The 25,923-nt window shown below is 63.2% G+C and carries 23 protein-coding genes; 14 read left to right on the forward strand and 9 right to left on the reverse strand.

Annotated elements, in window-relative coordinates:
* Positions 1-582: 582 nt before the first annotated feature.
* Positions 583-1,110, reverse strand: a complete 528-nt coding sequence (locus OIT41_RS20250) for an AAA family ATPase (protein ID WP_264638019.1) — start codon at positions 1,108-1,110, stop codon at positions 583-585.
* A 459-nt stretch (positions 1,111-1,569) separates the two neighbouring features.
* Between OIT41_RS20250 and OIT41_RS20255 the strand changes: the two genes are divergently transcribed.
* From OIT41_RS20255 to OIT41_RS20270, 4 genes are all read left to right on the forward strand, one after another.
* Complete coding sequence (locus OIT41_RS20255) at positions 1,570-2,127, forward strand: hypothetical protein (protein ID WP_264638020.1); 558 nt, start codon at positions 1,570-1,572, stop codon at positions 2,125-2,127.
* Between the two features lie 325 nt (positions 2,128-2,452).
* Positions 2,453-2,713 (forward strand): ribbon-helix-helix protein, CopG family, encoded by a 261-nt coding sequence (locus tag OIT41_RS20260; RefSeq protein ID WP_264638021.1) that lies wholly within the window; start codon positions 2,453-2,455, stop codon positions 2,711-2,713.
* Positions 2,710-2,949 carry a hypothetical protein gene (locus OIT41_RS20265; RefSeq protein ID WP_264638022.1) on the forward strand — a complete coding sequence of 80 codons (240 nt, stop codon included), beginning with the start codon at positions 2,710-2,712 and terminating at the stop codon, positions 2,947-2,949. The genes OIT41_RS20260 and OIT41_RS20265 overlap by 4 nt, the downstream gene beginning before the upstream one ends.
* A gap of 210 nt (positions 2,950-3,159) precedes the next feature.
* Positions 3,160-3,336 (forward strand): CsbD family protein, encoded by a 177-nt coding sequence (locus OIT41_RS20270; RefSeq protein WP_234754158.1) that lies wholly within the window; start codon positions 3,160-3,162, stop codon positions 3,334-3,336.
* Between the two features lie 663 nt (positions 3,337-3,999).
* Here OIT41_RS20270 and OIT41_RS20275 read toward each other — a convergent pair.
* Positions 4,000-4,755, reverse strand: a complete 756-nt coding sequence (locus OIT41_RS20275) for a DUF4839 domain-containing protein (RefSeq protein ID WP_264638023.1) — start codon at positions 4,753-4,755, stop codon at positions 4,000-4,002.
* Positions 4,756-5,010: 255 nt separating this feature from the next.
* On the opposite strand from OIT41_RS20275, the gene OIT41_RS20280 reads away from it, so the two are divergent.
* Positions 5,011-5,238, forward strand: a complete 228-nt coding sequence (locus OIT41_RS20280; RefSeq protein ID WP_264638024.1) for a hypothetical protein — start codon at positions 5,011-5,013, stop codon at positions 5,236-5,238.
* Here OIT41_RS20280 and OIT41_RS20285 read toward each other — a convergent pair.
* From OIT41_RS20285 to OIT41_RS20295, 3 genes are all read right to left on the reverse strand, one after another.
* Complete coding sequence (locus OIT41_RS20285; RefSeq protein ID WP_264638025.1) at positions 5,223-5,807, reverse strand: hypothetical protein; 585 nt, start codon at positions 5,805-5,807, stop codon at positions 5,223-5,225. The two genes, OIT41_RS20280 and OIT41_RS20285, sit on opposite strands and share 16 nt — an antisense overlap.
* A 67-nt stretch (positions 5,808-5,874) precedes the next feature.
* Entirely contained in the window at positions 5,875-6,936 is a 1,062-nt protein-coding gene (locus tag OIT41_RS20290) for a DUF916 domain-containing protein (RefSeq protein ID WP_264638026.1), read from the reverse strand.
* 82 nt (positions 6,937-7,018) lie between these two features.
* Positions 7,019-7,528 carry a hypothetical protein gene (locus OIT41_RS20295; protein WP_264638027.1) on the reverse strand — a complete coding sequence of 170 codons (510 nt, stop codon included), beginning with the start codon at positions 7,526-7,528 and terminating at the stop codon, positions 7,019-7,021.
* Positions 7,529-8,009: 481 nt separating this feature from the next.
* Here OIT41_RS20295 and OIT41_RS20300 point away from each other — a divergent pair, with 481 nt between their 5' ends.
* The 5 genes from OIT41_RS20300 to OIT41_RS20320 all read left to right on the forward strand — a co-directional run bounded on the left by OIT41_RS20300 (position 8,010) and on the right by OIT41_RS20320 (position 15,450).
* Positions 8,010-8,453, forward strand: coding sequence for a MarR family winged helix-turn-helix transcriptional regulator (locus tag OIT41_RS20300; protein ID WP_264638028.1), 444 nt, complete (start codon positions 8,010-8,012; stop codon positions 8,451-8,453).
* A gap of 246 nt (positions 8,454-8,699) precedes the next feature.
* Entirely contained in the window at positions 8,700-9,821 is a 1,122-nt protein-coding gene (locus OIT41_RS20305; RefSeq protein ID WP_264638029.1) for an EAL domain-containing protein, read from the forward strand.
* A gap of 88 nt (positions 9,822-9,909) precedes the next feature.
* Positions 9,910-11,271: an EAL domain-containing protein gene (locus OIT41_RS20310; protein ID WP_264638030.1), complete on the forward strand. Its 1,362-nt coding sequence runs from the start codon at positions 9,910-9,912 to the stop codon at positions 11,269-11,271.
* An 898-nt stretch (positions 11,272-12,169) separates the two neighbouring features.
* Complete coding sequence (locus tag OIT41_RS20315; RefSeq protein ID WP_264638031.1) at positions 12,170-14,650, forward strand: EAL domain-containing protein; 2,481 nt, start codon at positions 12,170-12,172, stop codon at positions 14,648-14,650.
* Positions 14,651-14,943: 293 nt separating this feature from the next.
* Positions 14,944-15,450 carry a TspO/MBR family protein gene (locus tag OIT41_RS20320; protein ID WP_264638032.1) on the forward strand — a complete coding sequence of 169 codons (507 nt, stop codon included), beginning with the start codon at positions 14,944-14,946 and terminating at the stop codon, positions 15,448-15,450.
* 280 nt (positions 15,451-15,730) lie between these two features.
* Here the strand turns inward: OIT41_RS20320 and OIT41_RS20325 are convergent, their stop codons facing one another.
* Positions 15,731-16,336, reverse strand: coding sequence for a DNA-binding protein (locus tag OIT41_RS20325; protein WP_264638033.1), 606 nt, complete (start codon positions 16,334-16,336; stop codon positions 15,731-15,733).
* A 562-nt stretch (positions 16,337-16,898) separates the two neighbouring features.
* Between OIT41_RS20325 and OIT41_RS20330 the strand changes: the two genes are divergently transcribed.
* Complete coding sequence (locus OIT41_RS20330) at positions 16,899-17,024, forward strand: hypothetical protein (RefSeq protein ID WP_264638034.1); 126 nt, start codon at positions 16,899-16,901, stop codon at positions 17,022-17,024.
* A 143-nt stretch (positions 17,025-17,167) separates the two neighbouring features.
* Here the strand turns inward: OIT41_RS20330 and OIT41_RS20335 are convergent, their stop codons facing one another.
* Positions 17,168-17,491 (reverse strand): hypothetical protein, encoded by a 324-nt coding sequence (locus OIT41_RS20335; RefSeq protein ID WP_264638035.1) that lies wholly within the window; start codon positions 17,489-17,491, stop codon positions 17,168-17,170.
* A 218-nt stretch (positions 17,492-17,709) separates the two neighbouring features.
* Between OIT41_RS20335 and OIT41_RS20340 the strand changes: the two genes are divergently transcribed.
* Complete coding sequence (locus OIT41_RS20340) at positions 17,710-18,411, forward strand: SOS response-associated peptidase (protein WP_264638036.1); 702 nt, start codon at positions 17,710-17,712, stop codon at positions 18,409-18,411.
* A gap of 54 nt (positions 18,412-18,465) precedes the next feature.
* Here the strand turns inward: OIT41_RS20340 and OIT41_RS20345 are convergent, their stop codons facing one another.
* Together OIT41_RS20345 and OIT41_RS20350 are read right to left on the reverse strand one after the other, a co-directional pair.
* On the reverse strand, positions 18,466-21,705 hold the full coding sequence (locus tag OIT41_RS20345) for a DNA polymerase III subunit alpha (RefSeq protein WP_264638085.1): 3,240 nt from the start codon (positions 21,703-21,705) through the stop codon (positions 18,466-18,468).
* Between the two features lie 6 nt (positions 21,706-21,711).
* Entirely contained in the window at positions 21,712-21,999 is a 288-nt protein-coding gene (locus OIT41_RS20350; protein ID WP_264638037.1) for a DUF6504 family protein, read from the reverse strand.
* Between the two features lie 2,636 nt (positions 22,000-24,635).
* Between OIT41_RS20350 and OIT41_RS20355 the strand changes: the two genes are divergently transcribed.
* Together OIT41_RS20355 and OIT41_RS20360 are read left to right on the forward strand one after the other, a co-directional pair.
* On the forward strand, positions 24,636-25,295 hold the full coding sequence (locus tag OIT41_RS20355; RefSeq protein WP_234754206.1) for a ParA family protein: 660 nt from the start codon (positions 24,636-24,638) through the stop codon (positions 25,293-25,295).
* Positions 25,296-25,300: 5 nt separating this feature from the next.
* Complete coding sequence (locus tag OIT41_RS20360; protein ID WP_264638039.1) at positions 25,301-25,843, forward strand: hypothetical protein; 543 nt, start codon at positions 25,301-25,303, stop codon at positions 25,841-25,843.
* Positions 25,844-25,923 lie beyond the last annotated feature (80 nt).

Raw genomic sequence — 25,923 nt, forward strand, 5'->3', positions numbered from 1 at the left:
GATAGTTCCGGCCATCGCAACGATGCCGCTGCGCCGTGCTCGGATCGCCACGTCCCCCGCGACTCGCAAAGCTGTATATATCGCCCTGGCCGTAGCGTTGTTTTTCGCATGGATAATCCTGATAGCAGTCAGCATAATGAGTGCCGTGCAAGGGTTCCGGATAATCGTGGGGCTCGCGCTGCTCGGGATCACCCCGCTCGCATGGATCATTATGAGTTTCAGTCTCGGGTCAAGGCCACGCCGCAATACGAACAATGCCTAAGAGACCGCAGTTAGAGTCACAGCGTCCGCCGGCGTCCGGTAGAGGATCCCCCTAAGCGCTGACGGTGACAAATAGCGCTGCGAAAAGCCGGCCATTTATCGCTGCGAGTCACAAATCGGGGGTCCACCGAATCTTTTGGAAGATCCTGCTGGCTTGTAGCAGATACGGTCGTTATTGATCACTACTGGAGCAGGAGATACTGCAAGGCAAGCAACTATGCCGATATTGCGGATGGGCCGCGACGGTCGGGCCCATCCGGTTCGGAGCGGGATTGGTACGCTGCAGGGACGGTATCCGGGGTCATGCCATACTTTCTGCTCCTACCACCCAAGCAACACCCGGACTGCGACAGCCACTTCGGAAGGTGGTTCATCCGCTATCGGAACAACATATTCATCGAAGTCGGCGTCCTCCAGGATCTGGTTAAGCTCAGGACCCCGGCGCAGATACCAGGACAGATCGGTGGCATCGGCCTTGTCCCGTTTCGTCAGCCGTTCATGAACGGCTGAAAGGGATGGCTTCAACCGAATCACCGTCAGCGTCCCTCCATCAAGCGCTGCCCGGTAGCGTTCCACGTCCGCGGGGTGCTCAATGACGCCAGCCAGGATCAGGCGCTGCACGCCAGCTTCCCGATAATTAGAGGCAACAGCACGCAGGTTCCTCAGCTCCAGTTCGTTATTGAACGGATCCTCGCGCGGCACGGGCCAGCTGCGCCGCAGGTCATCCAAATCAATAACGGCGTTGCCAACCCCATCAGCGATTAGAAGCCGCTGAAGGGCAGCGGCAACGGTCGTCTTTCCGGACCCGACAGTGCCGTTGAGAAATACACTCTCCAAATTTGATGACATTCAAAGACCCTATCCCCCTGCCCGAAAACTCGGTACACGTTCATGGAACACGGACGGAACCCATGCCAGGCAAGACGACCGGTGCCGCAAATCGCCATATTGAGTTGCGATTTAACCGCCATTTTGAACGGACTGTCACACCCGAATCACGCGGTTCTCACCCGGCAAACCAAGGGCCGCTACAGCGGCCGGTGGAGGACCGAGGCTTACGGGCAGCCATGATCGGCCCTTGGTTGACGAGTCTGTTACGCGGGAGCGTCCTGAGGCTGCCACGTGGATGGTTGCTGGGCACCCCGGCGCACTGGCGCCCTTAATTCCTCGGTGGCCTCCGATCTGATCTGCAGGAATACTGCGCACGGCAAAAGTACATCGTCGCAGCAATGGTTCTTGTCGGGCTTGGCAAGTTTTCCGTGGTCGGGCAGGGACGCAGGATACGCCGACCGCAGATAGGCTACGGGTGTGAATCTTGTATTCCTACATGGACAGGCAGCTTCCGGGAAACTGACGACTGCCCGCGCACTTTCCTCCCTACTGGGCTATCCCGTCTTCCACAATCATCTCGTTGTGGATCTGCTCTCCGGCATTTTCCCGTTCGGTTCGGAACCATTCGTCCGCCTCCGCGAGCAAATGTGGATGTCAGTATTCGCCGACGCGGCCGAGACTGACAGGTCGATTATTTTTACTTTTGCCCCTGACCCCACGGTGGCCCTGGGCTTTCCAGCCCGAGTGCGCGAAGAAATTGAATCCCGGGGCGGCCGAGTCATCTTCATCCGACTCCTTGTCAGCGAGGCCGAACGCGAAAGACGTGTGGTCGATGACAGCCGGAAGGAGTTCCACAAACTCTCCGACGTCGAGACCCTCCGCCAGCTTCGAGGCAACCCTGCCAAGGGCGAGCAGCCCCCGGTTGAGCTCGAAATTGATACTGATTCAAGCAGTGCCATGATGTCCGCGCGGACCATCATCGACCAGTTCGACCTTCAGCCCCAGCGCGCCCCGGAACGCTTCCCGGCAGTTTGACCTCACCGCACCGCGGTCTCTTGCGTCGTGGATGCTCGACGGTGGGGATCCACGGCGGATTCTGTGCTTACGACTTCGTCGGTGCAACACTGCGTTGATGAAGGGCCGACTAGCGATTGATATGTTCCGCCGCGTTCCGCTGACCGATCAGCTTACGCCACACTGAAACCGCCAAACCGGGCTGTGAAAAAGCCGCCATTCTGAACGAACAGTCACAGATCAATCCGCATTGCTTGCGCGGCCCGGCCGCCCGTAAGTCGATCCCCTTGCGGACAACGGCCAGTTCCTCTGGCCACCGGGAGAGATTCGTAATACGATTGTCTGCATGGAACGGAAGATGCACGGACGGGAAGTCTCGCAGACCGAGATCGATGGGTGGGTCGAGGAAGCCGAGTCCGGTTACAACCTTGAGGACCTGAAGTCGCGGATGGGGCGTCCCGCCCGGGGCGCGGAGGCATCTCAGGTCGTTCCCGTACGGCTGACGGTCGACGAGCTTGCAGCGGTGATGGCACGGGCCGAGCGCGAGCACCTCAACCGGTCCGAGGCGATCCGCGCCGCCCTGGCCGCTTGGTCGCACGCGGCGTGAACGTCCGCCGCTCCGCACACAAGCACGGGATCAGCTCCGCTGACGGGATCGAGGCGGCGACCTGGCCGCTGGTATCAGTCCCCTTGGACGATGACGACCCGCGCAGGTTCCTCCGCCTCGGCTTCGACACCCACGGCCGACTGCTGGAACTCGTGGTGCTGGTCTGGGACGACGGTAGCGAAGAACTCATCCACGCGATGAAATGCCGCCCCCAATACCTCGGGATGCTCGGCTAGCACTATCTCGCCAGAGCATCGAGACCGACTTCGATTGCGCGCTCACCGATCCCCAACGCGAAGCAGAACTTGCCATCTCCCCGTCCTGCCTGACCAGGCGGAAAGTGGGTCGTCCGAGGCACCCATTTGCGGCGGGTTCGTCCCTACAATTAATTGTCGGCTTCCGTGTCATTCATTTCGCGGGAGAGCGTCCACATAAGGAGAACAGCCATGGGCTTGGGAGATAAGATCCACAACGCCGCTGAGAAACTTCACGGCAAGGGCAAGGAAGCCGCCGGTGACGCCACCGGCAACGACCGGCTGAAAGCCGAGGGTAAAGGCCATCAGGTCAAAGCCGATCTCAAGCAGGCCGGCGAGAAAGTCAAAGACGCCTTCAAGAAGCACTGAGACAAACAGCAGGATGTAAGCGCGGCGCACGGCTCGCAGACGCTCCCCCTTCCGGGGGAGTTAGAGCATCGCCGCCGCAGCGGTTGCCCGGTCGACGAGACGCCCTACATCCCAAGGGTTACGAGACGATTAGTGCTGACTCGCCATGGGTAGGCAGTGAGTGAGGCCCCCCGCTCTCAGGACGCCACTCGCTGGTCTCCGTAGCCCCGCGTCCCCGTTGTCGGACTTCACTGGTGCGGCTTTTGTCCGAGGGACAAATCTTCGGCTAGTCCCTGCGATTTTTGGGGCCAGCGAAGAGGCCGACCCGTACCCGCAACGCGCGACGGCAGACAGTGGTGCCCAAGACGCCCGGCGCCGGGCATGACGGCCGCGGTTCGACGGCGAAGCGTCAGGGTCTTTCCGTCCACGAGCGGTCCGTCAGTTTTAGCGCGGCCCTTCCTAGCCTCAAGCTTGGGACCGGCCCCCTCGTCAACCACCCGGTACACGAGGGATCGTAATTCGATCCACCAATGCTAAGAGCCGCGCCCTTCCGTGTTAGCTCGGCGTGGTGTCCCCATACCCCGCCGAGCCGGGGGCGGGTGGTCTCATCTCCTGACCACCACGCCGGCGTCTACGGAGTGCGTCAGCTCGCGTTATCGGAGCACGGGATGGAGCCGCGCCCGCTCAGCGGATCGTGGTAGAAACCGGCTTGAGGAAGAAGAGGTTCTGAGTCGCGTTGTAGTCTTCGACTTGGGCGACCAGATGAACATTGTCTCCCGTCTTAACCAGAGGAAGACCAGTGCTGGCGAGATGTAGGTCAAACATGCTGACGCCGCTGAATTGAAAAGCGGGACCCACCTGATGCGTCGTGCTGTAGTCTCCGGCGATAACCAACATGTCATAGATCATCTTGTAGTTATCGTGTTGGGCTACGTCGGCGACGTTGGCATCGAATTCAATGGCCCGACCTTGATATTTGGTTGCGAAGACTTGAATCTGCTCCGAGCTGGGTTCCGGCGCAGCGAGAAGCGCTGCGAGATCCGCGTTGTTCTGGACCGTCAGATTCTGCCTACCTGCTGAGGGCACGGACGCGGCCGTCATTTGTGCCTTCGACGGCGAGCTGGACGGCTGCGTGGTCGCTATAGCTGCGGCGTTGCTCACTGATGCCGTGGGCGCCGCGGCTCCCCCGCCTCCATGGCTTACACCGACGACGATACCGACGATGGAGAGAATGAGGAGCAAGCCGGCCCCCGCTCCCACGAGCTTCAACGGCAGCTTGGGTTTCACGCGTCGGAACGACAGCTTCGTCCTAAGTAGCTCCTGGTCCTGCTCGACGAACTCCCAGCCTTCCTCCTCCCACTTCGCCTTCGTCCTGGCTTCCATGCCCCGGACCGTCTGCACGGACTTGAACTCATAGCGCGGCGCGTCATTGTCAGCCATGCAGCCATCCCCCAACCTCTATCGTCACTACTGATGCTGCCTCATCGTTTCATAGCCGCGATCCGGACTAGATATCGTTCTGTCCCGCCGCACCCACGTCGGGCAAATGCGAGGGGGTCCGGGAACGTACTGTGAAGGATCTAACGGGCGGCGCGCCACATGTCTCTTCGAGAAGGCCAGATAGCGCTGAGCCACACAGCGGCTGGACGGGTCTCATGCCTGGCTGCTACCTGCTAACCAAAGAATTGGGGAACCGTGGAACTGCCGGACATCCTGACTGAAGAGAACATCGAAAAGGCCGCCAACCTGGTCCGCCGCTACTACCTTGTCCCTGTCCCCAAGACCGGCCTCCTGGGGGCTGGAAGTCAGTTCGATGACTGGGGCGCCGACGAAGCCCTTGAGCGGCAGTTGCTCGGTCGGGACGCATGTGCGTGGGTAGGGCGCGGCGTCGGATCCCCGTGTTCGGGTCAAGAAACGGAGTGAGTGAGCGTAGCTGTGTAGGTGTCGGCTAACGCTGTGGGGGGGATGGTGAATTGGATGGTTTCGGTCCAGGTGGCTGTGACGGGGGTGGCCACCGTGCTGGTTACCTGAGTCGCCTTTTGGACGGGCTGTGGCGTGCCGTGTAGTGCGGTGGCCTGCGCGGGCGTGACGGCCGCCGTCCCGGTCCCGGTGAGGGTCGCTGTCGTCGGGATGACCTTGACATCGGGGGCGAATGTGCCTCCGGTACGTGTGCCGGTGAACTCTTTGATGCTGACGCTGGCATCCCAGTTGGAGAGAGAGTCGTTGCGGGCGTCGGTGACGGTGATATTCCCCGTGGTACCCGTGACATTACTGCCGGGACGGACAGGGCTGGCATCGGACGTGGTAAGGGTGAGGGCGGTGGGCGCTGTGATGGTGAGGCTACCTCCTCCAGGGAGGGTCACCGCATTCGCCTGCCCGGCAGGAGCAAGGGCGACGACGGCGGCGGTGGCCCCTCCGAGCAGGAGCGCGCCGATCATTGCGGCGACGGGTCGGGCGTGGGGCCCCCGGCGGCCTGTCCTGGTGCTGTTCATGTTCGAAAGGGTACGGGCCAGTGACCCTCGGTAACCCGATTGATGCGTGGTTGACGGCTCGGGCGGGTCATAGGGTTATTTCTGCGCGGTGGCTTTGGGGCCTGCTTCTCCGTCGCTGCAGCAGGAACCAAAGGAGCAGTCCGGCGCCGAGGAGTGCAATGGCCGCGATCATGATCATCAGCCACCCGGGGATGAGGGGATCGGTGCTGACGGGCACGTTGTTGCTTTGGCCGGCCTGGGGGAAGGTCAGCTGGGTGGTGGCCGTGTGTGTGATGAGGCCGCTGTGGAGGGTGATGGTAACAGTCCAGGGGCCGTTTGGGATCGTTGGTGACAGGGCGAGAGGGACTGCGCCTTGGGACCCTGGCGGGAGGGTTATGGTTTTGGGTGTCGGGAACGGGCCCGCGGATAATCCGCCGGGGCCTGCGGTGAGCATGACTGTCCCGCTGAGATCCAGCGCCCGCCCCCCACTGTTGGTGACTGCGGCGTCGATGCTCGGCGCGCCGGATTTATCCCGGCTGGCAGTGACTGAGGTGATGGAGAAATCTGCGGCGGGTCCGTTACCCGGGCCCACGGACAGGTAGACCCGTACTCCGGCCCTGCTTGCGCTGACGATGTGCGTTTGAGGGTCCGCGGGCGCGCGGATCTCGGCCCAGATGGCCGCGTATTGTTCCCCTTCAGGGGCGTCCGCGGGCACGGCGATGGTGGCCGCGACGTCCGCCTTGCCACCGGGCGCCATGGTCAGGGTCGGGTGGTCCAGGCTGGTCCATGTCGTGAGCATGTTCTTCGCTGCGCCGTCGTCGCCGACGAACGAGTTGTCCTGGATGTGCGCTGCCCCGGCGTAGACCTGAACGGTTTGCGTTGAGCTTGTATTGTTTTGCACCTCGACGCGACGGTGGATGGTGGTTCCTGGCGGCAGGTTGTCAATGATGTAGGAACGGGCCCGGGGATCGGTCTGGGTTGCGGCCGGGACATCAAGGAGCCGGATACCGATACCGGTGCCGCTGCCCGGAGTGGACGTGCTCGACGGTGTGTTGTCCGCAGCGAGGGCAATCGCCGGGGCGGAGGTGAGCGCCAGGGCAAGAAGCAGCCCGGCGGTGGTCAGCAGGCGTCGAAACACGTGAATCCTCATAAAGTTAACTGTTGGACAAGGCCTACATGGAGGACAAAGGGTGGGCCGCCGTGTCCACGGCGGCCCACCCTTTGACAAGACCTTAGGAAACCGAGCTGGTTATTGTGGCTTCGTAGTCGGAGGCCGCAAGCGCGTCAGAGGGGATCGCCACGCTGAGTGCGTCGTCCCACGTCGCGGTGTTGTTGCCCGTCACCGCAGTGGCAGACATGACCTGGCCGCTCCCGGTACTGGCGGTCGGGGTCAAAGTAGAGGTTCCGGTGTGGGCGGTCACCGTCGGGGTGTAAGTGATGGCCGCCGTCATTGTCTGGGCCGGGGTCCCAACCGAGGCAAATGCGGTTGCTGAAACGCTCGATGTCCAACCCGTGGTGCTGGCCGTAAGGTCGGTAACCTGGACGCCCGTGAGCGCGCCCGTCGCAGTTCCGCCCGGAGCGGCAGCGGTCAGGCCGACGCTGACCGGCGCCGTGATGCTCAGTCCACCGCTGCTAACGGTCACAGTGGCGGTTGTGTCAGCGGCTGAAGCGGGCAGGGCGGAAGCGGCACTGAAGACAGCGACAGCACCGAGGGCAAGAGCAGCGCTTGTGAATTTACGCATAAGGATTCCTTCTTGGGTTTCAGATCGGTCCGGCGCCGCCCCAATCTCGGGCGAAAGACCGATTACCGTTCTCGGGGAGGGCATTTACACAAATGGTTCCCCGCGGAAAGACGGCCGACAGGGGCAACCCGTCGTCCGCGACCCGTGAGACCCCAGATTTTGGAACTTGCGAAACCCCAGACTATGAGACCTGGCGAGACAACATGAACCTAACATCACACAAACATTAAAAACAAGAAGATCGACGATCAACCTTTAAGTAGCCTTCATAAGACGCGTGTTCTTACCGTGATGTTCTTAGGCCTGCGTTGGACAAAAGGGCCTTCCTAAGTGGCCCTCGGATGGGATCGTTGACTGTGCTTGGACGGCAAGTACTCCGCTGAGAGACGTGGCCCTGTTACCCTTTTGCAGGGGACTCAAGTAGCTCGGTATTCAAGAGGATGAGATGACGGCGATAGCCATGACCCCGGAAAAGCCCCAGATGACAGAAAGAGATCAGTTGCGGGCCATAACAATGGGCCTGCGGCACCTGATCCAGACCGGGGAAGGATTCCGGAACAACTACGCCAAAGAGCTGGGACTGGGAACAAGCGACCTGGTCGCCCTGGGATACGTGCACAAGCACGGTCCTACCCCGCCCGGGGAAATGGGTGCATGGATGGGAATGACCTCCGGCACCATCACTGCCCTGCTGGACCGGATCGAAAAAGCCGGGTTCGTCGTGCGCAGCAACAACCCCGCTGACCGTCGAAGCCTGTTGATCAGGATCACACCTGCAGGGCGGCACGCCATGGAATGGGTGTACGAGCAATTCGATAACGCCCTCGAAGACAGCCTGGCAACCATCCCCGGGCCGCCCATCGATCAGCTCGCATCGATCCTGGAACACCTCAGCCAGGCACTGGAGAACCACGGCAAGCAATAGCGGCGATATTGGGGGCGCGGAACATATGAAGCAGGCCAAATTGCCCCGACCCTGACGGCGGAACAGCCAGGATCAACCGGACGCGGACGGCCCGGCCTGCGCTCATTTGGGGGGGACAGACCGGTCGGTATCGTTATAGGGTTCCATCACGGTCCACTGTGCTTCCAAGCAAGGGTTTCCTGGAAGCGCGGTTGCCGGACACGGTTTCCGGACTCGGCCGGATACCGGGGAACAAAGGAATTGCCAATGTCGATCGAGCCGCAGCCCTTACCCCCTCGCGACGGTTCTGCGCTCCGACCCGAACCGTCGACTCATCGCCTCCCTGACGAGCAGAAACCGGCGATCCGCCGACAGGCCGCGGAGATCATCGAATCGGTCCTTTCGGGGTCGGGTCCGGAGCAGGCGGAGATCAGGGAAGAGTTGCGTGCGTGTGTTGCCGCGCACCCTGGACGTCCCGAAGCTGCATTGCTGGAACATCTGATGCCCATCAGGGCCGTGGCCAGGTTCCGTGACCGCATGCAGGACACCGTGCCCCAGGACGGCACCCCCGGGGCGCGGCAGCTGACAGGATCCTTGTTCCCGCGCTCGGAGGCAGCGGTCAGGTCCCGGATAGAGGAGGTTCTGGAAGGCAGGATGTTGGTGACGGCGTTCCAGCCGATCCGCGACCTCGCCGTCGGCAATGTTGTCGGGGCCGGGGCGCTGACCAGGTTCCTGGGCGAGAGCGGCGATAGCACCGGGGATTGGTTCGACGACGCGAAGCACGCCCGGCTAGCGGGTGATCTTGAATTCGCAGCCTTGGAGTCCGCCCTCGCGGCCGCGGCGGAGCTGCCCGTGCACCTGTATGTTGGGCTGAAATTGTCCCCCGCCATCTGCCTGGATCCGCTTCTTCCCGTGCTGCTGGAGGAAGCGGCACTGGATCCGGGCCGGATGGTCCTTGAACTGACAGAGGCGATGACCAGGGAGCAGCCCGCTCCGCTTGTTGCCGCGCTGGCCCCGCTGCGTCGAAAGGGTCTACGCCTGGCCATTGATCATGCGGGCTCGTTCTTTACCTCGATCCGGCAGATCAGGCACGTCCGGCCCGAGATCATCAAGCTTGACCGGAACCTCATCGCCGGCATTGATACGGATTCCCTCCGTTCTTCCCTGGGCGAAGCTTTGGTCGGGTTGGCCGAACAGATCGGCGCGGTAGTGATCGCCCAGGGCATCGAGACCGAAGAAGAACTGGCGACCGTCACCGGTCTGGGCATGAGCGCAGGACAGGGATATCTCCTGGGCCGGCCCACTACACGCCACGCAGACTGGAAAGAATGGAGTCCCGCTCCGCGAGGGAAGCCGGGCCTGCTGCGCATCGAGGGAGGCTGGCGATGATGATCTGTCGCGGGCCGGCGCGGACGGTTCGTCCGTAACACGTAGTGTGGGCTCAGGGGGGAGTGGAATGGTGCAGCGATATAAAGGAATGATCCCGTCGTTTCTGGGCGGTCGCTTGCTGTTGGTCATCGTGTGTGTCCAAATTGCCTTCGCTGCTTGCATCGCGGCGGCCTTGGGCTCCGGGATCCTGACGATGGTTTCTCCCGTGGGGGCCGTGATCCTGGTTTCCTTCGCGGGAAGCCTGATCGTGCTGGCGGTCCTTGTATCTGTGAAAGGGATCCGCGCCCATCACGCGGAGCGTTCCCGCGCGAGGAACGCGTTCGGTCTCATCGAAACCGTGGCCCACACGAGCCAGGAGTGGCTGTGGGCCGTGGATGAGGAGGGGACGTTCCTCTTTTCCAGCCGGTCCAGCAAGGCCCTGCTTGGTTACGAGCCGTCCGAACTCGTCGGCCGGCCCTGCCGGATGGTGATTGATCTGGACGATCTGGCCAGAGCACGGCAGTCGGTCGTTGCAGGCGTAGATGCTCGCGGAGCGGGCTGGGATGGTGTTGTTGTCATCTGCCGCCACCGCAACGGTGCGCCGGTCTGGATGGAGGTGTCCGGACGGGCGCGCCCGTCCGGGACTGGGTTCGAGGGCACGAGCCGGCCCGTTCCTGCCCAGAGCGCCCGGGCGCTCCTGAAACAACGCATCAGGGACCGGGTGGAGCTCACCCTCCGCGGCAGGGTAATCTTGACGGCGTTCCAGCCGATCTATGACCTCGCCGGCAGGACGATCATCGGAGTGGAGGCATTGGCCCGATTCCCCAGCGAAGACGGCAAGGGCCCGGAGCACTGGTTCAACGAAGCCAGCACGGTGGGGCTGGGCGGGGAACTGGAATTCGCCGCCCTTGAAGCGGCGCTCGAAGCCGCCGGAAGGCTGCCGGCCCGGCTTTATGTGGCGCTGAACCTGTCCCCTGAGACATGCCTGGATCCCCGGCTGCCCGGGTTCCTGGAGAATGCAGCCCTGGCAGATGACCGGATCGTCCTGGAACTGACCGAGAACCTTGCCGTGGACGAATACGCACCTTTGATGGCGGCACTGGCGCCCCTGCGTCGGCGAGGCCTCCGGATAGCGGTCGATGACGCCGGGTCCGGATTCGCCTCGATGCGGCATATCCTCCAACTGCGGCCGGACATCATTAAACTCGACCGGACCCTTATCGCCGGGATCGATGATGACCAGGCCCAGCAGGCCCTGGGCAAGGCCATGGTCGAATTCGCAAAGCAGATCGGCGCCACGATCGTCGCCGAAGGCATCGAAACCCGGGAGGAACTGGCCGCCGTCACCGAACTGGGAATGAACGCAGGGCAGGGATACTTCCTTGGCCGCCCCACGATCCGCCCGGCAGAATGGGAGACCTGGGGCCACCTGCCGCGGAACGATTCCGATGAAACCGCCGAGGCACGCTGAGGCGGGGCCGACATCATAAGGGCCGACTGAGATGCTTCTCGAAAAGCGCCGCTTGGGACAGAGTCTATCCCGCCACGCTTAATGGCCTGCTGTAGGCGCGGCGTCGGCGGACGCGCAAGAGGTATCAGACACGGGAAAGCCCCTCGGACGAGGGGCTTTCAACGGATAAGTCAGTGGTAAGTAGGTCTGGGTCAGCGGTGATCTGCTCCTCCTTCCCGGACGCCTGACGCGCCCATGCCGGACTGTGGACAAGATTTTAGTAACGGATCCCCCGATCCGTCCAGAATCAATAGCAGCGTTTCGCCAACCCGGACAAAAACCGGGCCCCGCGAACCAGCAGCTGCGGACTCCGCTGCTTGACGAAAAATATGGGGGTGTGCGGTGGCCGGCGACGGCGCGCCATGGGCCCGGCAGCCGGCCGCGAAGCGGACGCCCCGGCACGGGTTGAGCAGCAGCGGAAACCTGGGCCTTGGTGCGCGGGGTTGTGCCCCTTGTGGTCCGGCGGAGCCCTCCGCGCGGCTCAAGGCTGTCCACACTGTGCACAACCCCAGGCCCAGCCTTGAAAGAACCGGCTGCCGGACGCGCCCTTCGGGGCAAGCAGCTCCCCGTTCCCGGGTTCCCGCGAGTCGGTAAAAAAGAGCCGTGGGCATGGCCTCCCTGAGCAGGAGCAGAACATCACGTGTCTATCTTGGACCTGATTTATCCACCGGATGGATACGGTGTTTGCCCGTGGCAACAGAATGGGGGATGATGCACGGACGGAAGATCATGGTGCACGCTCACGAGGACGTTTCACCGCGGAATTTGACGGCACTTACGGCGCGGGGGCCTGATCCGGACCCGGTGCCCGGGTACCGTCCGTAAAAGGGACCATCGTCCTGGGCTGGGGAGGTCAGCGATGGCTGGCATGTTTGAACTGTTCATTGATGCGCAGGCGCGGTACAGGTTCCGGTTGAGCGCCCCGGACGGGACCGTGATAGCGGTCTCAAAGGGCTTTGATGACAAGGCCGCGGCCGTGACGGGAATCCGTGAGGTACGCGCGTACGCGGGCATGGGGCTGATCACCGATCTGTGCCCCGGCGAGCCCCCCGCTTCCGGGGCACCGAGCGATGGCGCCGCACCCGTCATCGCGGGGGCAGCGGTGTCCCCGTTCCGGAGCGGGTCCGGAGATCGTTCCCTACCCGTAGGCGCCCCCGGATCGGCGCGAGGAGTCCGGTCAATGACTGAGACTCTTCCGGACACGAGAGCCCTTTCGTACCGTGATCTGCTCGAGGGGTCCCCGGACGCGCTGCTGATGATCGATTCCGCCGGCGCGATCCGATTCTTTAACTCCGCTGCGGAGACCCTTTTCGGGCATCGGCGGGGGTGGTTGCTGGGCCGGCACTACCGGACCCTGCTGCCCGGCAGGTTCCAAGAACACCATGAAGGCCTGCGGGAGGTCTTCGCCAGCGATCCGCGGATGCGCCAAGTGGGGACGGATCTGGAACTTTTCGGGCTGCGCCGTGACGGCACCGAGTTCCCCATGGAAGTCAATCTCGCACCCGCAACGGCTTCCGTGACCAACATCGTGGCCACCATCCGGGACGTCAGCGAACGCAAACGCAGCGACGCCGCGCTGCGGGAAGCGCTGTCCCTGGTCAGCGCGACACTGGAGTCCACGGCCGACGGGATCCTGGTCGTCACCGCAGACGGAAAAATCGCCGGGTCCAATGAACGCTTCGCCACCATGTGGGACATCCCGGCGGATCTTCTGGCCTCCCACGACGACGGGAAAGTCATGGGTTTCGTCCTGGACCAGCTCACGGACCCGGAAGCGTTCGTGACGAAAGTCCAAGACCTGTACGCCGACCCGGGAGCCGAAAGCCTGGACCTGCTGCAATTCCGTGACGGCCGGACCTTTGAACGTTATTCACGGCCGCAAAGGGTGGCTGACACCATCGTGGGGCGGGTCTGGAGCTTCCGGGACATCACCGCCCGCACCCGGGCGCAGGACCAGGCCCGGACGGCGCTGGCCGAACTCGCCCGACAGACCGAAGAGCTCAAGCTCCTTGCCTTCCGCGACCACCTCACCGGTCTGGCCAACCGTGCCCTGTTCCGTGACCGTCTCGAACACGCACTGGCCTCCCGGGACCGTTCCGGCATCCACGTGCTGCTCCTGGATCTGGATGATTTCAAGGAAGTCAACGACGTCCTGGGCCACCAGGCCGGGGACGAAATGCTCATCGAGACCGGCCGCCGGCTGCTGCACTGCGTGGCCGAGGAGGATACCGTCGCCCGCCTTGGCGGGGACGAGTTCGTCATCCTCCTCACCTCCACCCCGGACCCCGGCACCGTGGCCTCCCGCATCGTGGCCGCCCTGAACGAACCCTTCACCCTGCACGGGCGCGAGCTGCGCCCCGGCGTCAGCCTCGGCCTGATCAGCGCCGATGAAACACTGCATGCTCCGGACCTGATGCGGCGCGCGGACATCGCCATGTACGCGGCGAAAGCCGCCGGGAAGAACCGCTGCCTGCGCTTCCACCCGGACATGATGACGGCCCTGCTCGCCCGCAATGACATGGAAAGCGGTCTGCGGACCGCGGTGGAGCACGGAGAAATCAGCGTGCACTACCAGCCCGTCGTTGACACCGCCTCGGCCACCGTCACCCAGGTCGAGGCCCTCGTCCGCTGGGAACGCCCGGACCGGACCGTTTTGCCCTCGGATTTCATCCCCGTATCCGAAGCCTCAGGGCTGATCAACGCGATCGGCCAGGAAGTCCTGACCCAGACCTGCGCCCAGCTCCGGCCCTGGCTGCGCGAGGACGGCAACCGTGCCGTGGCCGTGAATGTCTCAGCCGTCCAGCTGCGCGAACCCGGCTACGCCCGCACCGTCCTGGACACCCTGGCTAACGCCGGAATCAAGGGGAACCAGCTGATCCTGGAAGTCACCGAAAGCGTCTTCCTGGACCCCGCACCCCACATCACCGCCCAGCTGGTGCTCCTGCGCTCCCACGGTATCCGCGTTGCCCTGGACGACTTCGGCACCGGCTACTCCTCCCTCGGACGCCTCCAGAACCTGCCCGTGGACATCCTTAAAATCGACCGCTCCTTCGTCGCCGTCATCCACACCGGAGAAGAGGACCTGCCGATCCTGGACTCCATGACGGCCATGGCCCACCACCTCGGCCTCCACATCACCGCCGAGGGAGTCGAAACCCCCGAACAAGCACAACACCTCCTACGCCTCGGCGTCGACTCCCTCCAGGGCTACCTCTTCTCACGCCCGGTACCAGCCCAGGAGCTGCCCGCCGCCATCCACCACGCCACCGAACCCATCGAAGCCCTCCACCACCGGAACCAGCAAGATCCGGCACACTCCACGCACCAAAGCGACGCCTGAACGCCGGCCCCCAGTCCCAGTCACCCGTCCCGGGTCGTGAGGCCACCTGCCGAGCAAGGTGCCGGGGACGGGCCTTACACCCGTACATTTGTCCCGTACCGGGCTGTGCAGGGTTCGACACTGTCCCTGCGTCGAGTCATCCGTGTCGGTGCCTCCACCGCAGCCCGCCGGGCAACCACCCACGCTTCGCTGGCAGGACCCCGTAAAGCCGGCAGCCTGCCAGACTGTAAGTCCAACCCTCAATTGAACAAGGTGGATCAGTGCAGGCCGGATCTCAACGGACAAACAGGCCCGTGACAGCGTCACGGTGGGGTCTTGGGCGTCAAGTCGCGGTTCTCTTGGGATTTCTCACTCTCTCCTACATGGTGTCGTTGCTGGGGTCGATGGCCATCCTTGGCAATGCCTCCGGCTGGTACGCCACGGCCGACAAAGCGCCCTGGACGCCTCCGGGCTGGATTTTCGGGTCGGTCTGGACAACCCTGTACACGGCGATGGCCGTAGCCGCGTGGCTGGTCTGGCGCCGGCCGTCGGCGCAGACCCACGCGGCCATGACGGCGTACGGCGTCCAAATGCTGCTCAACCTGGCGTGGGCCCCTACTTTTTTCGGCATGTATCCCATGTGGGGTGCTACCGCATTGTGGCTGGCCCTTCTCCTGATCGCCGCCCTGATTGTGGCCGTGGCAGCCACCGTCATCCGATTCGGCCCCCTAAGCAGGACAGCAGGACTACTGATGCTGCCTTACCTTTCCTGGGCCGTGTTCTCAGCCAGCCTGAACTTCTACGCCGCCACCAACAACTAACAACCCCGCCGAAACGGGATCCTGGCCCTCCCCTTTGGACAGGCAGAAGAGCACCCGCTCGAAGACGAATGTCCACGGCACGGAGGCCCGTTCCCGGAGCAGATTTGCCGTTGTCATGCCGGCGCTGCAGCCGGCGGATCTTCCTTGAGCGTGGCAGCCTCGATCAGTTCCGAGACGGAGGCCTATCCCCCGAGATGGCCGGCGGCCGCAAACGCCGCCCGGACCTGGCCGGCGTCAACGGTCGTGAAGTACAGGGAAAAGCTCCCGGGCTTGGCCTTGCTCACTCCCCCGCGCCCTTGGTCTCCGGGGAGACCCGCGCCAGCAAGGCGTTGTGGACCTGCTCAAGGGTAGTGGCACGGACCTCGGCCTTCGCCAGTCGGCGTGCCGCATCCGCGGCTTCCTTGGCGGCGGCCCGCTCGGACTCCCGGGAATCCTCCAGCTGCTTACCTACCACAGCGAGCTGGCGCTCCAAAGCCGCCCGTTGGGCCTCCAACCGCGCGATCTCCCCGGCGTGGGCTGCCGCGGCAGCGTCTTTGTCGACGCTGGCCTGGTCCAGGTCGGCGACGAGTTCGGCGATCTCCTGGTCCTTGTCTTTGCGTTCCTGCGCCCAGACCGCTTCCACGGCCGCATGCCGTTCAGCGGCCAGGGCGGAGGCTTCCGCCCAGCAGGCCCCGGCCAGGCGGGCTGCCTGCTCCAGCACGGCCGCGGGAGTGGCGGCGACCTGCCCGCCGGCGGCCTGTTTTTCCTCGGCCCATTCCTTCAGATACCGGGTGGCGTCGGCATTGGACACGCCCGCCGCCGCGCGGACCGTCGACACGGTGGGCCGACGCTCGGCACTGATCTGCTCGGCCGCGGCATAGACACGGTCCTTCACGCTCGACGTCATCAAAGCACCTCTTCGGATCTTGATAGTAGTAGGAGTCGTAGCGATACTACTCCTACTACTATGGGTTGTGAAAGTTAGAACGGCGCCCCGGAAGTCGGGGCCGCTGCGCCACGTGCCCGGCAGACCGGTAGACGGTGCCGGACTACCCCACGGATTTAGGGCATGGGATCGGAGCGCAGCGGCTTGAGGAACGGGTTATCCCCACTGGCGGTCAGGTGGAGCCCTCCGCACAGCTCAAAGCTGTCCCCATTGGGTATAACCCGTTCCTGTCCGTGCCCACGTTTCGGCCACCTGCCGTGGTGACCGCCAGGAATGCAGACGGGACCCCTGACCGGCTGCACACCATCGCCAGGGATGACGGCTCGCCCGGGAGATGGCGGCTCGCCGGGTCTTTTCTGTGGATGGCCGGGCCGCCGGCTGTCCACAGCGGCGGGCGGCCGGGCACTAGGGGCTGTGGGCAACACGTGCACAAGCACCCCTGCCTCGAAGATTCGGCCGCAAGGCTGTCCCCTGCTGGCTTCTAGGATGGATCCCCCACGTAGGCGAGGGAGAAGAGGGAAACATGGAAGATCAACAGCGGCCGCGGGCCAGCGCCTGGCAGATCGCGGGTGTCTGGATCGCAGCTGCAGCGCTGCTGCTGACGGCGGCACGAATGGGTCTGGACCTGTGGCAACTGATCGGACACTAACCAGCCGGCGGGGGCGTTCCGCGGCAGCAGACGCCCATGGTGCAAGCCCCTCCACGGGCACGTTTGAATCGCCCACTTCATGGACACGGGTTCTCTCTGTGTGGCGGTCAGGTGTTCGTCGTGTGGCGCCCAGCAGAGTGGTTCTACCGGGCCTCGTCCGGCGAAGCTGCGGCGCGCATTCCGAACGACGCTGTCCTGATAACAGGCAAAGCCGCGGTGTCGAAGAACCGGTATTCCATCGTCGGAACGCGGATTATGGTTCCGGCGGCCTCCGCTTTCTCCCGGATAAAATCACGATCGTCCCGGGAGAGGACAAGCTGCCCGTGCGGATCACGCGCAAGGTCCCCCTGTGCGTCCTTGCTGACCTTCGCCGACATGGCAGGGGGCAGGACCAGACATGCCGGATTTTCCAAAAGCCATCTCCGGGTCTCGGAATCGAGCCGGTCCCACTCGTCTTTGAGGCTCACGCTCGTCAATACCGCCTTCTGTCTGGCCTTGCCTGAATGAATTCCGTCCAGATTACCCCTGACGCCACGCCGATGACAGGACGCCCCCTGCACATTCCCGGCGTGCCTTGTTATCGTCGGAGCGTCCCGCCTGACCCCCCCATCAGGCGGGACTTTCCCCTCTCTCCTGAAGTTCCTGGCGCTGCCATAGGATCAGAGCAACCCTGAGGAGGAGCGGCATGTGTGGACGCTACGTGATGTCCCGGGCAACGGGTGACCTTCTGGCCTACTACGACGCGACGGAGGCCGCGGGCAGTGCGCCCGGGCCGTCCTGGAACGTTGCACCGACGCAGAATGTGCCGATCGTGGCGGAGAAGCTCTCCGAGGATGTGCTGGAGCGCCGGCTGTTGACGGCCCGCTGGGGTCTGGTCCCGTCATGGGCGAAGGACGTCAAACTGGGTTCGAGGCTGATCAACGCCCGCAGCGAGACGATCCTGGAGAAGCCCTCCTTCCGGAAGGCCGCAGTGAAGCGCCGGGCCCTGGTCCCGGCCGAAGGCTGGTTCGAGTGGGAGAAGTCCCCTGACGGGAAGAAGATCCCGACATACCTTCACTCCGAGACCGAGGACCTGCTGAGCCTTGCCGGGCTGTACGAGTTCTGGCCGGACCCGTCCCTGCCCGAGGACGATGAGAACAAGTGGCTGCTGTCCTGCACGATCCTGACCACCACGGCACAGGATTCCCTGGGGCACATCCACGACCGGGCCCCGCTCATTGTCCCGCGGGACCTGCACGCCGATTGGCTGGACCCCATGACAACAAGTGCCGCGGACGTCCAGCACCTCCTTGACGCCATCCCCGAGCCGGTGATCACGCCGCGGATCGTGAGCGACCGCGTCAACTCGGTACGGAACAACGGCCCCGAATTGGTGGAACCGGCCTGAAACCGGGTCTCTGGGGCGCTCCTGGACCGGCCCCGCTGCTCATGACGCCGCTGCTCAGGATGCTGTTGCCGTCCGTGGCAGGGTGAGGTCGGCGAGGTCCCAGGCGTTGCTGGCCTGGAGGGACATGCCTCGTGGGCCGGTGCGGCGGGTGGTGCCTTCGATGAGCAGCAGGTTCGTGGAGAACAGGATCGGCGGGGCGACTCTTTCCTGGGCGTCGCTGAAGAACGTGGCGTCGACACACCCGGTGCCGTCGTCGATGCTGATGAAGACGACGCGTTTGCCGCCGCGCATGGGCGGGGTCTGGGTGGCGACCCGGATCCCCGCAACGAGGACCTTGGAGCCGTTGCGCAGGTCCAGGAGGTCTCGGGCTTTGGTGACACCGAGCCTGTCCAGGACCGGCTGGTAGGAGTCGATCAGGTGGTGGGTGACGTCCAGGGCCAGGATGTCCAGCTCTTCCCGGGTGATCTCCAGGCCGCTCAGCTCGGGGACGCCGGCCGGGATATTTGGTGCGTCGATGGCCGGGAGCGGGAGGGCGAGCTGGCCGGGGATGACCTGCAGCCGTTTCGCGGTGCGGGTGGCCTGATTCCGGGCGGCCATCGCCGGGCGCGTCCGTCTGCTCTGCCCCGTGTACAGAGAATCCAGGGCCCCGACCAGGGCCAGGCTCTGCACGGTGGAGGCGCGCAGCCGGGCGCGTTCCCTCAGATCCGCCATGGAGTCGAAGGGCCGCTCGGCGAGGATCCGGTGGATTTCCCTGGCCTGGATGCCTTTCACGTCCGCCAGGGACATCCGGATCCCCAGACGCCCGTCAGTGGTCGGCTCGGTGACGTATTCGTCGGTGGAGCGGTTGACGTCCAGTGGCAGGATGGGGATCCCGAGGCGGCGGGCTTCGGCGACGAGCAGGCGTTTGGGGTACATGCCGGGGTCATGCGTCCAGAGCCCGGCCATGAACTGCACCGGGTAGTGGGTTTTCAGCCAGGCCGACTGGAAGGTGGGTTTGGCGAAGGCGGCCCCGTGGGCGCGGCAGAACCCGAAGGACCCGAAGCCTTTCACGACGCCCCAGACCTTCCCGACCGTCTCGGGTGCGTAGCCGCGCTCGGCGGCTTTGTCGTGGAAGAACTTCTCGACTCCCGGGAGGCGGTCCTCGTCGGACAGGAAGCGCCTCAGTACGTCGGCGTAGGCTAGCCCGCAGCCGGTGAAGGTGTCGATGATCCGCATGAGTTGTTCGTGGAAGACCACGATCCCGTAGGTGTTGCGCAGGAAGGGTTCCAGGTCCGGGTGGAGCTGCTCGACGGTTTCCCAGCCGCCGCGCCGGTTCAGGAACGGTTTGACCATCTCGGCCTGCATGGGACCGGGTCGGAAGAGGCTGATGTCGGTGATCAGGTCATCGAACACGGCAGGCTGAAGTTTGCCGACGAGTTCGCGCTGGCCCGGGGACTCGATCTGGAAACACCCCAGCGTGTGGGTGGAGCGGATGAGCTCGAAGGTCGGCTCATCATCCAGGGGCACGGCTTCGAGGTCGATTTCCTGCCCAGTGGTGCGTCGGATTTCGGCGACGGCGTAGGCCATGGCCGATTGCATCCTGACGCCGAGGACGTCGAGTTTGATCATGCCCATCGGGTCCATGTCGTGCTTGTCGTACTGGGACATCGGCAGGCCCATCCCGGAGGGTTGCACAGGGGTCCGGTCCAGGAGGGAGGTGTCGGAGAGGATGACCCCGCAGGGGTGCATGGAGATATGCCGGGGCAGCCGGTCCAGGCGTTCGGTGATGTCCACCAGCAGATCCAGCTGCCTGCTGCCCTCCAGCCGCTCGGCCAGGTCCCGCAGTTCGGGTTTCTCGGCCATGGCTTCCCGGAAGTGGGAGGCGGAGAAGCGCCAGAGGTTCTTGGCGATCCCATCGATGTCGTCGGGGTCCATGCCCAGGACCATGCCGGCGTCCCGGGCCGCGCCACGGGCCCGGTAACCGGACTGCATCGACATGAGCGTGACCCGTTCCGGGCCGAACCGCCGGAAAATCTCGTGATAGATGTCGTGCCGGCGGGCGGACTCGACATCGATATCCACGTCCGGCAGGGTCCGGCGCCGGGTGCTCAGGAACCGTTCGAAGAGCAGGTCGTGGCGGATCGGATCCACGAACGAGATACCGAGCGCGTAGTTGACCAGGGACCCGGCACCGGATCCGCGGGCTGCGGAGCGGATGCCCATGTCCCGGATGAGCCGGGCGACCTCGGCCACGGTCAGGAAGTAGGACGCGAACCCGAGATCGGCGATGGTGTCCATCTCCAACCGCAGCCGAGACTCCACGACCTCCAAAGCAGCGCGATCAGCACCAGTGTAAAGAGCGTTGGCCCCGGCCCGGGCACGTTCCCACAGCACCGTGAGAGGGTCGCCGGTGATGCCGATGATGGAGGCTTCGGGCATGACCGGCACACCCCAGCCGGCATCACCGACCGGGTCGATCCGGCACCGGTCCGCCAACGCCTGTGTCTCGGACAGCAGTGCTTTGGCGGCTGCGGCGCCGGCCTGGCCGACCGCGGCGATCTCCGCGGCGAGGGCGTGCATCATCGGTCCGGGTTTGAGCCAGGCCTGGGCCGTGGGTTGGACCCCGGTCTCATCCAGGCGCCGCAGCGCCCGGGCGGCATCCAGGATGTCGGCTGTGATCGCCCCGTCGGGCAGCACGTAGCGCACGGCATTGCTCAGCACTGCCTTGACCTGGGTTCTGCCGGCGAGGCGGAGCATTCTCGTGGCGTGGGTGTGGCTGAACGGCAGCCCGGGCGCGGACAGGTGGGAGACGACCTCGATCCGCAGCGCGTCCCTGGGCAAGACAGCGAGCCACTGGTCCAGCAGGGCCATTCCATCGCCGCGGGTCCCGACCTTCAGTCCGACGTCGGAGAGCGGCCCGAGCAACACGGTCCCTACAGGCCCTGCACCGGCGAGAAGATGGGCCGCGATCTCCTCCGAGGTCACCGCGACACTCTTGCGGGCGTGGGCGGCCGAGACCAGCCGGCACAAGGCCGCGTACCCGGCGCCCCGGTTGTGTCCGTGGGCCAGGACCACGACCCTCCCGCCCACGGACCCATCGTCGTCGAGGACGGCGAGCTCGACGCCCAGGATCGGATCGATCCCGGCCGCAATGCACGCACCGATGTGCTTGGGGATCCCGTAGAGCCCGTCACGGTCCGTCACGGCCAGGGCATCCGCTCCCCCGGCCTTCGCCGCGGCCGCCAGGGTATCCGGCCAGTCCACCCCGTAATGGGCGGAAAACGCCGACGCGGCGTGCAAGTGGGTAAACATCAGGGACTTCTAGCCGAGGATCCGCGCGAGCACCCAATCAGCGTCGTCTCGGGTGAGCTCGAAGACCCGCTCGGCAGAACGGCCGCGACCGGAGGCCGTGATCCTCCAGGTCTCCGTCTCGAGCACCTGCGGGCCGATCCCCTTCTGGATGCGGGACTGCTCGACCCACCACGGACGCCTGGTGTAGAACCGCAGAGGCATCTCGGTGCTCCGGTACTGCCGGTCCCGCCACTCAAAACCCAGGGGCAATCCGTCCGGAGTCGTCCGCACTACCACACGCTCATCAACATCCAGCACTAGAACACACCTTCTAATAGAAAAACTGTTAATAGAATATGCGTTCGACACTACGTGTCGCCACCGACAGTTTGAGGCGAGGCCGCGAACCTGCGCCTCAGTTCCAGTATCAGCCCCTCAGTGGCAAGCCGTCCTAGGGCAGCACTCTCACTCTGCCGTTCCGGGTTGAGGCGTCTCAGAGGAGACCGTGAAGAGGCCTTCCCCTGATCACCGGCTACGTGCCGGGGGCTTGACGAGCTCCCGGCGTGACAGGATCTGACCGCCCATCAGGCAAGCTAAGAGATAACCCTCCTGTTCCGGGATGCCGTGACTCCGGAAGTCATGAATTCACGGAGTCAGTCGGTACGCGCCCACGAACAACCCCGGCAACACGTTTCGGAAGTCCGGATCTCCGGAACTTACAGACTCCGTTACTTACAAACCACCGGACCGCGTCAGTCCGGAAGCCAGAGGAAACCAGGAAAGCCTGGAAAGTCTGGAAGCCGGATGGTGACCATCCACGAACAGCCCCAGGCAACACGTTTCGGAAGTCAGGACCTCCGAACGTAACAGACTCCGTGAGATTGTAAGTCTGTGCCCGACGGGCCACTCTTCGCTGTAGCTCCGATCCGCAGACTCCGGACCCCGATCTATCCGAACTCTGTCACCTACAGACCACCAGACTCAGTGACTCCGTGACTCAGTGACTCCGTGACTCCGGAAGTCATGAATTCACGGAGTCAGTCGGTACGCGCCCACGAACAACCCCGGCAACACGTTTCGGAAGTCCGGATCTCCGGAACTTACAGACTCCGTTACTTACAAACCACCGGACCCCGTCAGTCCGGAAGCCAGAGGAAACCAGGAAAGCCTGGAAAGTCTGGAAGCCGGATGGTGACCATCCACGAACAGCCCCAGGCAACACGTTTCGGAAGTCAGGACCTCCGAACGTAACAGACTCCGTGAGATTGTAAGTCTGTGCCCGACGGGCCACTCTTCGCTGTAGCTCCGATCCGCAGACTCCGGACCCCGATCTATCCGAACTCTGTCACCTACAGACCACCAGACTCAGTGACTCCGTGACTCAGTGACTCCGTGACTCCGGAAGTCATGAATTCACGGAGTCAGTCGGTACGCGCCCACGAACAACCCCGGCAACACGTTTCGGAAGTCCGGATCTCCGGAACTTACAGACTCCGTTACTTACAAACCACCGGACCCCGTCAGTCCGGAAGCCAGAGGAAACCAGGAAAGCCTGGAAAGTCTGGAAGCCGGATGGTGACCATCCACGAACAGCCCCAGGCAACACGTTTCGGAAGTCAGGACCTCCGAACGTAACAGACTCCGTGAGATTGTAAGTCTGTGCCCGACGGGCCACTCTTCGCTGTAGCTCCGATCCGCAGACTCCGGACCCCGATCTATCCGAACTCTGTCACCTACAGACCACCAGACTCAGTGACTCCGTGACTCAGTGACTCCGTGACTCCGGAAGTCATGAATTCACGGAGTCAGTCGGTACGCGCCCACGAACAACCCCGGCAACACGTTTCGGAAGTCCGGATCTCCGGAACTTACAGACTCCGTTACTTACAAACCACCGGACCCCGTCAGTCCGGAAGCCAGAGGAAACCAGGAAAGCCTGGAAAGTCTGGAAGCCGGATGGTGACCATCCACGAACAGCCCCAGGCAACACGTTTCGGAAGTCAGGACCTCCGAACGTAACAGACTCCGTGAGATTGTAAGTCTGTGCCCGACGGGCCACTCTTCGCTGTAGCTCCGATCCGCAGACTCCGGACCCCGATCTATCCGAACTCTGTCACCTACAGACCACCAGACTCAGTGACTCCGTGACTCCGGAAGTCATGAATTCACGGAGTCAGTCGGTACGCGCCCACGAACAACCCCGGCAACACGTTTCGGAAGTCCGGATCTCCGGAACTTACAGACTCCGTTACTTACAAACCACCGGACCCCGTCAGTCCGGAAGCCAGAGGAAACCAGGAAAGCCTGGAAAGTCTGGAAGCCGGATGGTGACCATCCACGAACAGCCCCAGGCAACACGTTTCGGAAGTCAGGACCTCCGAACGTAACAGACTCCGTGAGATTGTAAGTCTGTGCCCGACGGGCCACTCTTCGCTGTAGCTCCGATCCGCAGACTCCGGACCCCGATCTATCCGAACTCTGTCACCTACAGACCACCAGACCCCGCTAGTCCGAAAGCCAGGGGGTCCGGGACGAACCACACTCCGGCGGCTCTAGGTCGCAGACCTCTGAAGTCAAGACCTCTAGTACTTACGGACCCTGCGAGTCTGTAAGTGCTCCCTCATAAGACCGAAATCGAAAGTTATGGCCCGATCCGCCAGGAGCGGCGCCCGATTGCCTGAATCGTGGGGGAATCGAACTAGACTCACCGTCCTTACTAACAGACTTACAGAGCTACGAAGTCACGAAGTCGCTGACTCTGTGCATCTACGGCGATTCTTCCGCCTGAGGGGGAGTGCGGCTGGTAATTTGGCCATAGCGCTTGCCGGCGACTGGATACGGATGTTCTCCGCATTGGATCGAGCTGACCCCTTTTCTCGGGTCGAGCAGCTTTGGTCAGGTAGTAACCCGCCACCGGTCCGAGTGCCATGGAAACCAAAATTAAGGAAGCACTCATGAGGGTCGTAGCTGTCGTCAACCAAAAAGGGGGCGCCGGGAAAACCACCACTGTGATGAATCTTGCCGCCGTTGCCGCGCAAAGCTCGAAAGTGCTTGTGGTCGACGCCGACCCGCAAGCATCAGTAACGATGTGGGCAACCAATGCAGAGGAACTCCCCGAAAAGGAGCAGCTCCAGTTCGACGTGGCGACTGAGACCGACCCGGAAGCTCTCACGCAAATGCGTGATCTCGACTACGACACGGTCTTCGTGGACACCCCAGGCAACCTAGAAAATATACAGGTACTCAAAGCCATCGTTAGCCAGTCAGATTTCATTGTGATGCCCACAGAAGCGACCCCATTGGCCCTGCTTCCTCTCGTCTACACGTTCGAAAAGATAGTTCAGCCCTTCGGTCTGGACTACAGAGTCGTGATCACCAAGGCAGATTCGCGTTCCCCACAAGATGCACTGGACGCACAGGAGATGCTGCGAGAACAGGGAATCCTTGTATGCAACTCGTTTGTGCGTGCCTACAAGGCACACGAACGAGCCCCCATGTACGGGACAGTGGTCACTTCATACGAGAAGACCCGCAACTCCGAGAAAGCAACTATGGATTACAAAGACGTCGCCCTGGAACTGTTTAGTCTCTGGGCCCAGACCAGGAAGGGCTGAACTTCATGGCGCTCAAAGGTGGATTCAAGAACTTCGCCAACCAAACCCGTGAGATCAAGGATGCACCTCCCATTGATCTAGGTAGCGATGCACCTGTCCTGCATATTGTCCATGAGGCCGCTACTCTACATGATGGCTCGAAAACACCCTCAACGACTCAAGTTGCCACTTCTCCAACGGCTCCTGAGCTCGCATCAGTCGAGGCAACTGGGGGAGAGGAGTCCGAGGCTGCGCCCGAAATCGAGAGCGCTCCTGCGAAACCCGCTTCGACCCCAGGCGTAGACGAGGTTAAGAAACCCGTTGTTTCGAGCCATACCCATTACACGGATCTAGTCCGCAAGGAATTGCGGCTGCATGCGGGCCAAGCTGACGAACTGACACTGCTTGCTTCTAAAGTTCAACGCGCCCGTAGGGAAAAGGGGGAGCGGATCACCGATAACACGCTAATTCGTGTTGCTGTCGATCTCTTGCTGGAGCGACAGAATGAACTCGTAGGTTCCACCGAGGATGAGCTTCGACTTGCCTTGGGCCTAACACCACGCGCCTAAATAAAATAGTTCTTTTCCGTGGACAGACCATTCCAGTTCGGATCGGTAGTGCCTACTCTGTGAGTCTGTAATTGCCGGAC

The sequence above is a fragment of the Arthrobacter sp. YA7-1 genome (assembly GCF_025960325.1).
In the GTDB taxonomy this organism is placed as follows: Bacteria; Actinomycetota; Actinomycetes; order Actinomycetales; family Micrococcaceae; genus Arthrobacter; species Arthrobacter bambusae_A.